At 68.3% G+C, this 13,116-nt stretch carries 14 protein-coding genes; 5 read left to right on the top strand and 9 right to left on the bottom strand.

Annotated elements, in window-relative coordinates:
- Positions 1 to 42 precede the first annotated feature (42 nt).
- Genes HYV14_05490 through HYV14_05465 form a run of 6 tightly spaced genes read right to left on the bottom strand, consistent with a single transcriptional unit; the run spans position 43 to position 5,217 of the window.
- A complete protein-coding gene (locus HYV14_05490; GenBank protein MBI2385452.1) occupies positions 43 to 558 on the bottom strand; it encodes a hypothetical protein in 516 nt (171 codons plus the stop codon).
- Positions 559 to 599: 41 nt separating this feature from the next.
- Positions 600 to 1,457 (bottom strand): hypothetical protein, encoded by an 858-nt coding sequence (locus HYV14_05485; protein MBI2385451.1) that lies wholly within the window; start codon positions 1,455 to 1,457, stop codon positions 600 to 602.
- Positions 1,454 to 2,509, bottom strand: a complete 1,056-nt coding sequence (locus HYV14_05480; GenBank protein MBI2385450.1) for an aspartate-semialdehyde dehydrogenase — start codon at positions 2,507 to 2,509, stop codon at positions 1,454 to 1,456. Before HYV14_05480 ends, HYV14_05485 begins: the two co-directional genes overlap by 4 nt.
- Positions 2,496 to 3,494, bottom strand: coding sequence for a hypothetical protein (locus tag HYV14_05475; protein ID MBI2385449.1), 999 nt, complete (start codon positions 3,492 to 3,494; stop codon positions 2,496 to 2,498). Before HYV14_05475 ends, HYV14_05480 begins: the two co-directional genes overlap by 14 nt.
- Positions 3,494 to 4,405 (bottom strand): ParB/RepB/Spo0J family partition protein, encoded by a 912-nt coding sequence (locus HYV14_05470; protein MBI2385448.1) that lies wholly within the window; start codon positions 4,403 to 4,405, stop codon positions 3,494 to 3,496. The genes HYV14_05475 and HYV14_05470 overlap by 1 nt, the downstream gene beginning before the upstream one ends.
- Positions 4,402 to 5,217 (bottom strand): ParA family protein, encoded by an 816-nt coding sequence (locus HYV14_05465; protein MBI2385447.1) that lies wholly within the window; start codon positions 5,215 to 5,217, stop codon positions 4,402 to 4,404. Before HYV14_05465 ends, HYV14_05470 begins: the two co-directional genes overlap by 4 nt.
- Positions 5,218 to 5,439: 222 nt before the next feature.
- Here HYV14_05465 and HYV14_05460 point away from each other — a divergent pair, with 222 nt between their 5' ends.
- From HYV14_05460 to HYV14_05440, 5 genes are read left to right on the top strand one after another with little or no spacing between them, the layout of a single operon-like run.
- Positions 5,440 to 6,789 carry a glutamine synthetase gene (locus HYV14_05460; GenBank protein ID MBI2385446.1) on the top strand — a complete coding sequence of 450 codons (1,350 nt, stop codon included), beginning with the start codon at positions 5,440 to 5,442 and terminating at the stop codon, positions 6,787 to 6,789.
- Between the two features lie 19 nt (positions 6,790 to 6,808).
- Positions 6,809 to 7,180, top strand: a complete 372-nt coding sequence (locus HYV14_05455) for a hypothetical protein (protein ID MBI2385445.1) — start codon at positions 6,809 to 6,811, stop codon at positions 7,178 to 7,180.
- Positions 7,181 to 7,226: 46 nt separating this feature from the next.
- Complete coding sequence (locus HYV14_05450; GenBank protein MBI2385444.1) at positions 7,227 to 7,766, top strand: hypothetical protein; 540 nt, start codon at positions 7,227 to 7,229, stop codon at positions 7,764 to 7,766.
- Between the two features lie 3 nt (positions 7,767 to 7,769).
- Entirely contained in the window at positions 7,770 to 8,699 is a 930-nt protein-coding gene (locus HYV14_05445; protein ID MBI2385443.1) for an NAD-dependent epimerase/dehydratase family protein, read from the top strand.
- Positions 8,696 to 9,814, top strand: coding sequence for a glycosyltransferase family 4 protein (locus HYV14_05440; protein MBI2385442.1), 1,119 nt, complete (start codon positions 8,696 to 8,698; stop codon positions 9,812 to 9,814). Before HYV14_05445 ends, HYV14_05440 begins: the two co-directional genes overlap by 4 nt.
- On the opposite strand, the gene wecB (HYV14_05435) is transcribed toward HYV14_05440, so the two are convergent.
- Genes wecB (HYV14_05435) through HYV14_05425 form a run of 3 tightly spaced genes read right to left on the bottom strand, consistent with a single transcriptional unit; the run spans position 9,796 to position 13,042 of the window.
- Complete coding sequence (wecB, locus tag HYV14_05435; GenBank protein MBI2385441.1) at positions 9,796 to 10,887, bottom strand: UDP-N-acetylglucosamine 2-epimerase (non-hydrolyzing); 1,092 nt, start codon at positions 10,885 to 10,887, stop codon at positions 9,796 to 9,798. The genes HYV14_05440 and wecB (HYV14_05435) overlap by 19 nt on opposite strands.
- Positions 10,884 to 11,993, bottom strand: coding sequence for a UDP-N-acetylglucosamine 2-epimerase (non-hydrolyzing) (gene wecB / locus HYV14_05430; protein MBI2385440.1), 1,110 nt, complete (start codon positions 11,991 to 11,993; stop codon positions 10,884 to 10,886). Before wecB (HYV14_05430) ends, wecB (HYV14_05435) begins: the two co-directional genes overlap by 4 nt.
- Positions 11,990 to 13,042 carry an agmatinase family protein gene (locus HYV14_05425; protein ID MBI2385439.1) on the bottom strand — a complete coding sequence of 351 codons (1,053 nt, stop codon included), beginning with the start codon at positions 13,040 to 13,042 and terminating at the stop codon, positions 11,990 to 11,992. The genes wecB (HYV14_05430) and HYV14_05425 overlap by 4 nt, the downstream gene beginning before the upstream one ends.
- Positions 13,043 to 13,116 lie beyond the last annotated feature (74 nt).

The following is a 13,116-nucleotide window of genomic DNA, read 5'->3' as shown; positions in this document are numbered from 1 at the left end:
GCGACTGTTTCCGGAAACAGTCGCCCTCGGGGTCCGAGCCGTTCAGTTCTGGGGATCGGCGGTGAAGTAGCCGCTGAGCGTCGCGAACTGGTTCACCCAGACGAACGACGACGAAGCGTACTGGTGGACGAACACGCTCCCGTCGAGGCGGACGGTCCCGGCGACCTTCCCGTCGCGGCCGTACAGCGTGCCGTAGCCGTTGACGAACGCCGAGCCCGACACGAAGCCGCCGCCGTTCTGGCAGGAGCCGCTGAGGTGCACGTAGCCCGACACGGGCACGTAGCCGCTCGCGCCGTCGCCGGCGTTGACGGGCATGTTCGCCGTCAGGTTCACCGAGCCGTTCATCCAGCCGCTGCCGTTCTGCGGCGCGCTGCAGTGCAGGTAGCCGGAGCCGGACAAGGTGCCCGAGGCCGAGACGTACCCGGAGGCCGCGGCGGCGCGCGGCGCGGCGACGGCCTTCGCCGTCGCGACCGGCACGACGACCGCCGGGGCGTCGACGGGGGGCGGGGCTCCGATCTGGGAGGCGATGAGCGCGGCGGCGGCCATGATGTTGTTCATGCGCCGATTCTACCCGAAAGACCCGCCCCGCGTCCAGGTCTTCAGGGCCAGGCGGCGGGGATCTCGAGCCTGTCCCGCAGGTCCTTCTCCATCGAGGTCATGCAGGTCGTCACCGACGGGGGCGCCAGCGCCGGGATCTTGAAGAACTCGCGCAGGCGGGTCCAGCCCTCGCGCCTCCGGCCCAGGGCCGCGTAGTCGTAATAGGCCGAGATCGCGAGGCCCAGGTACTCCCCCGCGTTCTTCTCGAGCTCGACCTTGAGGCGGCCCAGCGCCTTCTCCTTGCGCGCGATCTCCGCCGCGTAGAAGCCGGGATTCTTCGCCGACACGTCCTGGAACCCTCCGTCGCGGGGGGCGTGCAAGGTCGTCTTGAAGGCGGTGCGCGAGATCGTGCCGAAGTCCTCGCAGCCCATCGACAGGTAGCGCCCGAGCGGGAGCTCGCGGGCCGCGACGACCGGGCCGCTGTCGAGGCGGAGGAAGCGGCCCTCGGGGAAGGTCGCGATGCGCTCGATGCGGAAGCGCCGCCAGCGCAGGACGTTGAGCTCGGTGGCACCCAGGGAGGTCCGCGTCGCGCGGTAGGCCACGGTCAGCGAGCCGTCGCGGAACATGTCGGCGAAGCGGCCGGCGGGGGACGGGTCGAACTCGAGCCGCTCGACCGTCGAGGGGTGGGTGAAGCCCAGGTAGGCCTTGCCCTTGGCGACGACGTGGACCTCGAGCCGGTCGCCCCCGCCCGCGGCCGGGGTGTAGATCGCCGCGGAGGCCGAGAGGTCGCCGTTCACGCCGCTGACGCGCTCGCGCGCGTTGTAGCCCTTGCTCAGCCAGGCCGCGTCGACGGCGGCGAAAGGGCTGACCGCCTCGGCCGCGGCGAAGGAAGCCGCGGCGAGGACCAAAGCGAGGATCATCGGGCCCGGCGCGACAGCCAGCCGCGGCGGCGGAGCTCCTCGGCGACCTGCACCGAGTTGAGGGCCGCGCCCTTGAGCAGGTTGTCCGAGGTGATCCAGAGCGCCAGCTCCCTCGCCGTGGCGCCGCGGCGCAGGCGGCCGGCGTACACGGGGCCCTGCCCCCCCGTCGAGCGCGGCGTGGGGTAGTCCCCCTCGCGGCTGAGGACGAGGCCGGGTGTCTTTTCGAGGAGCGCGCGGGCGCGGGACAGCGCGACCGGGCGGGAGAAGGTCAGCCACGCGGCCAGCGCGTGGCCGCGGATCGAGGGCACGCGCACGGCGGTCGCGGAGACCTTGAGCCCGGGCGCGGACCAGATCTTGCGCAGCTCGGCGGCGACCTTGGTCTCCTCGCTCGAGTAGCCGTCCGCGCCGAAGCGTCCGACCTGGGGGATCGCGTTGTAGGCGATCGCGCGCGGCAGCACGGATGATCTGCCCGGGCCGAGCACGGGGGCGCGGCCGTCGGACTCGGCGCGCAGGCCGGACAGCGACGAGTACTGGGAGAACAGCTCGGCCAAGGCGGCCTTCCCGGCGCCGGAGACGGCCTGATAGGAGGCGAGGCGGACCTCGCGTACGCCGACGAGCTTGTGGAGAAGCGAGCCGGCGACGGCGAGGCCGGTCATCGTGCAATTGGGACCGGCGATCAGGCGGCGGTCCTCGCGGAGAGCCCCGCCGTTCACCTCGGGGATCACGAGCGGAACGGAATCCTTCAATCTGAACGCGGCGCTGTCGTCGATGGTCCAGACGCCGGCCTTGGCGAGCGCCGGCGCCAGCTCGAGAGCGACCTCGTCGGAGCTGACGAGGAAGACGAGGTCGCAGGAGCCGAGAGCGGCGGCCGAGACCCCCGGAGCGGCGAGCGCGCGCCCCTTGAAGCGCACCGAGGAGGCGGCGCGGCCGGAGGAGAACGGGCGCAGCTCGCCGACGGGGAAGCGGCGGCGCTCCAGCAGCGCGACGAGCTCCCGGCCGACCATGCCGGTGGCGCCGACGACGCCGACGGCGAGGCCGTTACCGGGGCGCATAGGGGATCATGTAGCCGTCCGAGACGCCGACGGCTCCGGAGATGTCCCGGGCCGCGCCGCGCAGGAAGGAGCCGGGGACGGGCGTCTTGTCGGGCGCGAGCGAGAACGCGTACGGCGGGCGGCGCTGGATGCGGGAGGCGCGCTGCCATTCGAGCTGGTCGCGCGAGGACTCGACCCACGCCTCGGCCACGTCCTCGCCGGCGGCGGAGAAGCGCACGATGACGCGCTTGCCGGCGCGCGCGACGCTGAAGTCGGCGACGGACACGGCCGGCTCCTCGGGCCCGGGCGGGACGAGCTTGATCGCGATCGCGGGAGCCAAGGTGTTGAGCGGGGTCTCGAGGGAGGCTCCCCGCGAGCGCGGCGGCACGCCCTGGATCGACCGGTTGAGCCAGGCGCGGGTCTCCCCCCCCGGCTCCTCGAGGTCGGCGGCGGCCAGGATCGGCGCGCTCGAGGCCTTCGTGAAATAATTCGTCGGCGACCAGACGATCAGGTAGTTGGGCGCGGTGAAGCTCACCTGCGACAGCGGCACCTCCGCCCAGAACCATTCTCCCGCGCCCACGCCGTCGACGCGCGCCTGCGGATCGGCCTCGGCGGGGATGTCCCGCGTCTCGGCGAGGAAGAAGCTCTGCTCCGACGTCCACGCGGGCGAGGCGGATATGCCCGCGTACACCTTGCCGGGGATGGTCTCGCGCAGCCAAGGCTTGTCCGGCACGGGCCGGGTCTTGGCGCGGCCGAGCTTGGCCCCGATGAAGGCGTGCGTGAAATCTCCAATAGGCGCGGGGGGCAGCTTCACGATCCAGGCGTTGTTGAAGCCGACGTACCAGTTGGCGTCCGGGCCGCCGTCCGCGAACCGGCCGTACTCGTGGAGGCTCGGCGCGATCGTGACGATGGTCGGGACGATCGAGCTCGTGGAAAGGGACGCCGGGAGCCCGTCCGCCGCGGCGGCGGTCAGGGCGGCGACGAGGGATAAATATGAAATTATCATTAATTTTTAAGTACTTTTAGTATGCGGTCGAAGTCTTCGAAGGAGAAGAACGATATTTGGATGGAGCCTTTCGACGCGGTCTTCTTCGTGCGGATGACGACCTTGGTGCCGAGGATCTGCTGGAGCGATTCCTCGAGCGCGCGCAGGTCCGCGGGTTTCGCCTCCGGCTTCTTGTCCTTGGCCGGCGTCTCCGCGACGACGGGGTCCGCCTCCATCTCGCGGGCCAGGGCCTCCGTCTCACGGACGGACAATTTGTTGGCGACCAGCTTTTGAAAGACGGCGTGACGGAGGTTGGGGTCGCTGATCGTCAGCAGCGCGCGGCCGTGGCCTTCGGTGACCTGGCCGTACTGAAGGGCTTTCTGGATCTCGTCGGACAGCTCCAGAAGCCGCAAGGTGTTCGAGATCGCGGCCTTCGACTTTCCCACCTCTTCGGCGAGAGAGGTCTGGTTGATGCCGAATTCCTTCATCAGACGCAGGTAGCCGAGGGCGACCTCGATCGGATTCAGGTCGGCGCGCTGGAGGTTCTCGATGAGGGTCAGGGCCATGCGGTGCTTCTCGTCCCGGGGCTCGCGGACGACGACGTCGATCTCCTTGAGACCGGCCAGCTGGGTGGCGCGCCAGCGGCGCTCGCCCGCAATCAGCTCATAGGAGCGGGTCGCCACGTCATAGGAGACCACGATGGGCTGGGCCAGGCCGTGCTGCTTGATGGAGGTGGCGAGCTCGGTCAGGGCCTCGGGCTCGAAGTGGCGCCGGGGTTGGAGATGGTTGGGGCGGATCTTGTCGACAGGCACCTTGAGGGCGTTTCCCTCGGACGGCGTCGCGGCCGCCGCCGCGGAGGCGGGCGAGACGACGGGCGCCGGGACGCTGGGGATGAGGGCCGAGAGGCCGCGGCCGAGAGCTTTGCGGGTCATGCTGGATTCTCCGTGGTTTCAGGTGTGATGGGCGAGGGTGGGGTGGACAGGCCGCGCCGGGACAGGAACTCCCGAGCGAAGGACATATACGCCTCGGCGCCTTTGGACTTGGCGTCGTACTGGAAAATGCTTTGGCCGAAACCGGGGGCCTCGGCCAGGCGGATGTTGCGGGGTATGATGGACGAAAACATCTTGGGGCCGAAGAACTTGCCGACCTCATCCTTGACCTGGTTGGACAAGGTCATGCGGGAGTCGAACATGGTCAGGACCCCCCCCTCGGTCTCGAGTTTGGGGTTCAAGGCGCTTTTCACTCTATCCACAGCGCCTGTGAATTGCGCCAAGCCCTCCATGGAGTAGTACTCCCCCTGGATCGGAATAACGATTTTATCGGCCGCATTGAGGGCATTGACCGTCAAAAGGCCCAAAGACGGCGGGCAATCGATGACCACGAAGGCGAACCTGTTTTTGACCGCCGAAAGGGCGCCTTTGAGCCGGCTCTCCCGGGCCAGGGCCGAAACCAGCTCGATTTCAGCCCCAGCCAGGTCGTTATTGGTCCCCGCGGCGGACAGCTTCGGCAGCGGACTTTGCTTGATGGTCTTTTCCAAAGGCATGAGGTCGACAAGCACATCGTACATGTTGGGATCGAATTCGTGCTTGTTGAACCCCACCCCAGAAGTGGCGTTGCCTTGGGGGTCCATGTCGATCAGCAAGGTTTCGTGACCAAGAACGGCCAAAGCTGAGGCCAAATTGACGGCGGTGGTGGTCTTTCCCACCCCCCCTTTCTGGTTTGCGATCGCGATTATTTCAACCATAGCGTGTTTACTCGTGAAAACTTGTTTTTCTAACGCCGATTCTGTTTACTCGTGAAAACTCCGCTGATGTTAGCATGTGGTCATAAAGTTGTCAAGTCTTAGCTAACCTGTTGTTTTGTATTATTACAGACTCCTCAGTATCGTTTAGTGTTGTTTGTTTATTTCCCGCTGCGGGGGAGGCTCGGGCTGGACAGTTTTGCGCTTTTATCTTACACTCAGCCCATGAACAACGCCGCGTCCTTGCTGGCCGCCATCAAGAAGGGGAAGTTCCACACGGTGATCCTCGCGATGCCCGACATGCAGGGCCGCTGGATCGGGAAGCGCTTCACCGCGCGCCATTTCGCCAAGTCGGTCGCGTCCCACGGCACCCACGCCTGCGCCTACCTGCTCACCGTCGACATGGAGATGGATCCCGTCCCCGGGTTCGCGCTCACGAGCTGGGACAAGGGCTATCAGGACTTCGCGCTGGTCCCCGATTTCTCGACGTGGCGCGGCCTCGCGTGGCTGCCCGGCACGGCGCTCGTCGTGGCCGACGTGCTGGACGCCGCCCACGAGAAGACGATCGCGGTGGCACCCCGGCAGATCCTCAAGGACCAGGTCGCGCGCGCCGCCGCGAAGGGCTGGTCGCTCAAGATGGCGACAGAGCTCGAGTTCTACCTGCTGCGGGAGACGTACGAGTCGGCGCAGAAGAAGAACTGGACCGGCCTCGAGCATTACGGAACCTATATCGAGGACTATCACATCCTGCAGGGGACCCGGGAGGAGCCGGTCGTCGGGGAGATCCGCAACCTCATGGAGGCCTCCGGCGTCCTCGTCGAGAACTCGAAGGGGGAGTGGGGGCCCGGCCAGCACGAGATCAACCTCGAGTACTCCGACCCGGTCACGATGGCCGACCTGCACACCGTGTACAAGCACGGCGCCAAGGAGATCGCGATGCAGAAGGGCGCCGCGCTCACTTTCATGGCCAAGTACAGCGACAAGCTCGCGGGCTCCTCGTGCCATATTCACGCGAGCCTGTGGGATAAGGCGGGGCGGAGCTCGGCCTTCTCGTTGGAGGGCAAGCCGACGAAGGAGTTCCGCTGGTTCCTCGGCGGGGCGATGTCCCTGGCGCGCGAGTTCTCCCTGCTCTTCGCCCCGACGGTCAATTCTTATAAGAGATACCAGGCCGCGACCTTCGCGCCGACGCGCATCGCCTGGGCGCGCGACAACCGCACCTGCGGCTTCCGCGTCGTCGGGGAGGGGGACTCCTTGCGCATCGAGAACCGCCTTCCCGGCGCCGACGCCAACCCCTATCTCGCGCTGGCCGCGACCATCGCCGCGGGGCTGCACGGCATCGAGAAGAGGATCGAGCCCCCGGCCGAGCTCGCCGGCGACGCCTACAAGGCGAACGTCTCGCCGGTGCCCAAGACCTTGACTGAGGCGATCGGCCTCTTCGAGAGATCGGCCGCCGCGCGCGCCGCCTTCGGCGAAGAGGTCCACGCGCATTACCTGCACGCGGCCCAGGCCGAGCAGGCCGCCTCCGACCGGGCGGTCTCCGACTGGGAGCGCGGCCGCTACTTCGAGAGGATTTGAGCAAGAGCCCATTCAAGACGTGGCCGGGCTGGCTGCGGGATGTCGTGTCTCTCGGCCTCATGCCGCGGTCCTCTTCGGCCTCGAGGCCGAGGGCTCGACGCACATGCTGTTCGCGTCGATCATGGCCGCCGGTTCGACGGGGATGTTCTTGCGAAAACTGCGATACGGCTGGATCCTGGCCGCGTTCTCCGGGGCTTGGCCCGGCGTACTGGCCGCGTGGCGTCATTGGTATTGGGACTTGGGGATGCCGTCGCCCGGAGGCTCCGCCCAGGCGCTGGTCCAGGCCCTGGGCTGGGCCGACGCCTCGGTGGCCGCGGCCATCGCCGTCGTGCTCCTCCCGTGCGGAGCCGTCGGGTGGATATGGAAGCTGAAGAGCGGCGACCTGGAATGAGGACAATCGCTTCAGCCGTTCGTATAATAAGGAAGCAGGGGGAACCATGAGCAAGATTATTTTTTTCGCGGCTCTTTTGAGCCTCGCGTTGTCCGTTCCGACCGTCGCCTCGGCGCAGGATGACTCCGATAAGCCGGTCGAGACGCCGTCCGGCGTGACGCCGGCCCAGCCGGACGCCCCGGGTGACGGGGCGACCCCGGCCAGCCCCGCGCTCGAAAATCGCGGCAAGCGCGTCGAGAAGCAGGGAAAAAAGATCGAGAAGAGAGGCGAGCGGCTCCAGCGTCAAGGCGAGAACATGCAGAAGCGGGGCGAAAAGCGCCAGGAGCAAGGGGAGCGCCTGCAGGAGAGGGGGGAGAACCTCCAGGAAAAAGCGGACCGGTTCGAGGACGCGGGGCGCGAGAGAGCCGCGGAGCGGGTGGACCGGGCCGGCGAGCGGCTCGAGCGCCGCGGCGAAGCGCGCGAGAAGCGCGGCGAACGGATGGAGAGAAGGGGGGAGCGTCGAGAGAAGCGCGGCGAGCGCATGGAGCGCCGCGGCGAGCGCCGCGAGAACCGGGGCGAGCGCCTGCAGCGCCGCGGCCGGCGCTGAGCGATGAAGCGCGCTCTCGTGACGGGCGGGGCGGGGGCCATCGGGGGAAACCTCGTCGCCGCGCTCGTCCGCGAGGGCTGCCGCGTGACCGTCCTCGACGACCTGACCTCGGGGCATAGAGAGAACCTCCCCAAGGGCGTCCGCTTCGTCAAAGGCGACGTCGGCGACGAGAAGACCGTCGCGCGGGTCCTGAAGCCGGGCTTCGACGAGATCTACCACCTCGCGGCCTTCTTCGCCAACCAGAACTCCTGCGACTTCCCGCTCAAGGACTTCCGGGCCAACGCGCTCGGCACGATGCACATGCTCGAGGGCGCCTCGCGCATCCGCGGGCTCAAGACCTTCCTGTTCGCCTCGACCTCGTCGCTGACCGGCGACCTCGACGCGGGCCTCGCCGAGGGCTTCAGCACCCCGTACATGGCGTCCAAGTTCACCGGCGAGCTGTACTGCCGCTACTATCGCCGCATCGCGGCGGTCCCGGTCCGGACCGTGCGCTACTACAACTGCTACGGCCCCGGCGAGTGGCCCGGCCGGTACCGGAACGTGATCATCAACTGGATCGACCGCGTCATGAAGGGGGAGCCCCTGACGATCACCGGCGACGGCACCGAGACCCGGGACTTCACCTTCGTCGACGACATCGTCGCGGGGACGTTGGCCGTCGCGCGCTCGCGCAAGACTTTGGGCCCGCGCGTCTATCCGGTCGGCACCGGCCGCGAGACCTCGATCAAGGCTCTGGCCGCGATGATCCAGGACGCCTGCGGCCGCGACGTCGACGTGCGCTTCACGCCCCGCCGCGGCTGGGACAAGACCGCGCGCCGCCGGGCCGACAACCGCCTCACGCGCCGCGACGCCGGCTGGGCGCCGACGGTGGGCCTAGCCGAGGGACTGCGCCGGACCGTCGACTGGTACCGCGGCCGCTTCGGGTCCCGATGAGGATCGGGCTCGAGGTCTCCGGGGCCCTCGCCGGAGGGGGGTTCCGCCGCTACACGGACATGATCGTCCGGGCGCTGGCCGCCGAGGACAAGAAGAACGAGTACATCCTGTTCGGCGCCTTCTGGAAGAACCCGGAGCGGATCCGCGAGCTTTACCTGCCGCCGCAGCCGAACTTCCGGATCGAGACGATCAAGGCGCCCCAGCGCCTGCTGCTCCCCGCCGAGGAATACCTCGGCCTGCGCTGGCAAGAGAGGCGCCTGCGCGCGCTCGGCGTGGACGTCGTCCACGGCTTCTCGAACTGGCTTCCCCGGCTCGACCGCCTGCCGTCCTTGATGACGCTCGCCTACGCGACCGACGAGCGCTTCACCGGCTGGGACGGCTTCTACTTCAACACTTTGCTGCCGCGCTCGGTCCGCCAGGCGGACAAGGTCCTGGCGATCTCGGGCGTCGCGCGCGAGGCGGCGATCGAGCACTGGGGCCTCGATCCGGCCAAGGTGGAGGTCGTCTACTACGGCGCTCCGCTCGACGAGTTCCGGCCCGACGATTCGCCCCGCGATCCCGCGGAGAAGCCCTACTTCCTCTTCGTCGGCGTCACTCGGACGACGAAGAACACGCGCATCCTCATGGAAGGCTTCGTCCGGTTCAAGAAGAAGCACCCCGAGGCGCCGCACCGCTTCGTGATCTGCGGCGCGCCCGGCGACGAGCAGGCCCTCATCGAGGAGCTGCTCGCCAAGGCCGGCCTGACCGGCGAGGTGACCTTCGCGGGCAACGTCCCGCAGTCGCAGGTCGCCCCGTACTACCGGAAGGCCCTCGCCTACGTCTCGGCGTCGGCGCTCGAGGGCTTCCACCTCCCGCTGATCGAGGCGATGGCCTGCGGCATACCGACCGTGGCCGCGCGGGGGGGAGCCCAGACCGAGATCGTCGCCGACGCGGGCCTGCACGCGGACCCGACCCCTGAGGATATGTGCCGCGGCATGGAGGCCGTCGCCTTCGACCCGGAGCTGCGCGCGCGCATGCGCGCGAAGGGCCTCGAGCGCTGCAAGGATTTCTCCTGGAGCGGCGCGGCGAGCAAGACGATCGCGGCCTACGAGGCCGTCTACGCCGCGCGGCGCTGAGCGAGCCAGGACAGGAGGCCGTCGGCGACGCGCTCGCCCGCCTTGCCGTCCCAGAGCTTCGGCGGCCTGGCGGGCTTTCGTCCCCGCTTGAGGGCCGCCGCCGCCTCGCGCGGCAGCCGCGAGCAGTCGCGCACGAGCATGTTGGTGCCGGCCGTCACCGTGACCGGCCGCTCGGTCGTCGTCCGCACCGTCAGGCAAGGCACGCCCAGGTACGTCGTCTCCTCCTGGATGCCGCCCGAGTCGGTGACGACGAGGGCCGCGTCCCGCTGCAGGGCGAGGAACTCGAGATAGCCCAGAGGTTCGATGAGCATAAGACGTCCGCCCGCCGGCGCTTTGAAGCCGGCCTTATCAAGACGAGCGCGAGTCCTCGGGTGGATCGGGAAGACGACCGGGGCGAGCTTCGAGATTCCGGCCAGGGCCTTCATCAGCGCCGCCAGGCCCTTCGGATCGTCGGTGTTCGCGGGGCGATGGACCGTCACCAGGACGTAGCGGCCGTCGAGGCGCGGCTCGGCGGGCCGCGCCGCGGCCGGCAGGAGCCGGATCAGGGTGTCGATCATCACGTTGCCGACGAAGCGGATCTTGCTCTTCGGGACGCCTTCCTTCGCGAGGTTCGCGTCCCCGTCCTTGGAGGGCGTGAACAGGAGGTCGGAGACGGCGTCGGTGATGATCCGGTTGATCTCCTCGGGCATCTCCCGGTCGCCGGAGCGCAGGCCGGCCTCGACGTGCGCGACGGGGATGCGGAGCTTGACGGCGGCGAGCGCGGCGGCCATCGTCGAGTTGACGTCGCCGTACACGACGACGGCGTCGGGCTTGCGCTCGAGCAGCACGGGCTCGAGGCCGAGGAGCACCTGGGCGGTCTGCTTGGCGTGCGACCCGGAGCCGACGCCGAGCGACGCGTCGGGCGCGGGCATCCCGAGCTGGCGGAAGAAGACGTCCGACATGTTGACGTCGTAGTGCTGGCCGGTGTGCACCAAGGTCTGACGGACGCCCTTGCGGGCGGCCAGCGCGCGCAGGACGGGGGCGGCCTTGATGAAGTTCGGGCGGGCGCCGACGACGTGAAGTATGTGTTTCATGGTCTCCATTCCTTGGGACGAGGGCCGCGGCCGAGCCAATGGACGATCCCGGCGGCGACGCGCTTCGCGGCGCGGCCGTCGCCGTATAGGCTCCGGCCGCGGCTCATCCTGCGGCGCAGGGCGGGGTCGGTCAGCAGGCGCGAGGTCCAGCGCTCGAGGCGCGCGGGGTCGAGCCCGACGAGGCGGCCCGCGCCGGAGGCGAGGACCTCGGGGCGCTCGGTCTTCTCGCGCACGACGAGGACGGGCTTGCCGAGGCAGACGGCCTCCTCCTGGACGCCGCCGGAGTCGGTGATGACGAAGAGGGAACGCTTCAGATGGGCGAGGAAATCGGGGTAGGACAGGGGGGACAGGAGACGGAGGCGCGGGTGCTGGAGCATCCGCTTCGCGGTTTTTAGAATCAACGGATTGGGGTGCACCGGATAGACGAACAACAGATCCTCATGTTGGTTGACGAGCCTCAGTAGACTCGTGTAGATCCTTGTTAACGGCTTTCCGTGGATCTCGCGGCGGTGCAAGGTCACCAGAACCTCGTGCGGGGTAAGAGGGTTTGGAGCTTGTCCGCCTTCGGCGGACCTTAATGCGTCGACCACCGTGTTGCCGGTCATCAACGACGAACGGCCGCCCAGCTTCTCGCGCATCAGATTTTTTTTTGCCTGCGGCGTCGGGGGGAACACGAGCGAGGAGAGCGTGTCGATGAAGACGCGATTGAGTTCCTCGGGAAAAGGGTCTTTGAAATCAAAGGAACGCAGTCCCGCCTCGACATGCGCCACCGGGATCCCGCGTTCCGACGCGCACAGCGCGGCGGCGGCGGCCGTGGTGGTGTCGCCCTGCACCACGACCATGTCCGGCTTCACGCGGCCTAGGAGCGGGCCCAGCGAGGAGACCACCCTTTTGGCGACGGCGTCCGGCGACTGGCCCGGGCGCATGAGATCGAGGTCGAAGTCGGGCTTCAGCCTGAAGAGCCGCAGCGCCTGGTCGAGCAGCTCGCGGTGCTGGGCCGTGGCGCAAACGAGCGTTTTCAATCCCTTTCGCCGGCGCAGCGCGGCCACGACGGGAGCGAGCTTGATGGCCTCGGGCCGCGTGCCCATGACCACGAGTATGTTCATTCGCGGGCTTTGCGCAGTCCGCGGCTGACGAAGGTCCAAGCGATCAGCTTGTACAGCAGGCGCATGCCGACGTTGGCGTCCCACTCGTCCTTGCCGCCGGGGGCGGGGGAGACCTCGTTGAGGTCGAAGCCGATGATCGTGCGTCCCGAGCGGGCGAGGAGCCCGATCAGGTGCACGGCCTCGGCGAGCTCCAGGCCGCCGGGGACCGGCGTGCCCGTGTGCGGGCACAGCTTCGGGTCCAGGCCGTCGATGTCGAAACTGATCCACACCCGCGGCGGCAGGGCGGCGACGATCTCCGCGGCCGTCTTCGTCCACGGCTCGCCGGAGAACCGGCGCCAGGCCAGATCGCGGTCGTAGAACACCTTCGCGCGCTCCCCGAGAGCGCGCGTGAACTCGTGCTCCTGCTCGCAGAAGTCGCGGATGCCGACCTGGACGATCCGGGAGATCTTCGGGATGTTCTCCATCGCGTTGTACATGATGGAGGCGTGCGACCAGGTGAACCCCTCGTAGGCGACGCGCGTGTCGGAGTGCGCGTCGAAATGGAGCAGCCCGAACTCCCCGTGCTTCTCGGCCGCCGCCTTGAACGCGCCGTAAGGCACCGAGTGGTCCCCGCCGACGAGGCCGACGATCTTGCCGGCGTCCATCAAGCCCTTGGTCTCGCGGTAGACCCAATCGTTGAGCTTCCCGCCGAGGCCGTTCGCCTTTTTGAGCGCCTTCTGCAGCGCCTTGTTCCCTTCGATGCGCCCGCCTTGCTTGATGACCTTCTGCGCGGCGGCCTTCGCGGCCTTGTTCCAGGCGCGGACCTCTTTGGACTCCGGGCGCATGTAGATCCCGGGCTCGTAGGGCTTGTGCACCTCGCCGTCGAACAGGTCGACCTGCCCGCTGGCCTCGAGGATCGCCCTGGGGCCGTTCGAAGTCCCGCCGCCGTAGGAGGTCGTCGCCTCCCAGGGCACGGGCAGCAGGACCAAAGCGGCGTCCTTTTCCTCGTGGGGGAGACCGAAGACGCCGGAGTCGGCGTCGGGGGCGGAGTTCGGATCGAAGTCGAGCATGGTTGATTCTAGCAAACCGGAGAAATCGGGGGCGCCGGCGGACTCCTCCAAAATGGTTCTCTGCTTTTAAGCAT

The sequence above is a fragment of the Elusimicrobiota bacterium genome (assembly GCA_016182905.1).
Taxonomy (GTDB): Bacteria; Elusimicrobiota; Elusimicrobia; order UBA1565; family UBA9628; genus GWA2-66-18.
This window is presented reverse-complemented; position numbering and strand designations above follow the sequence as displayed.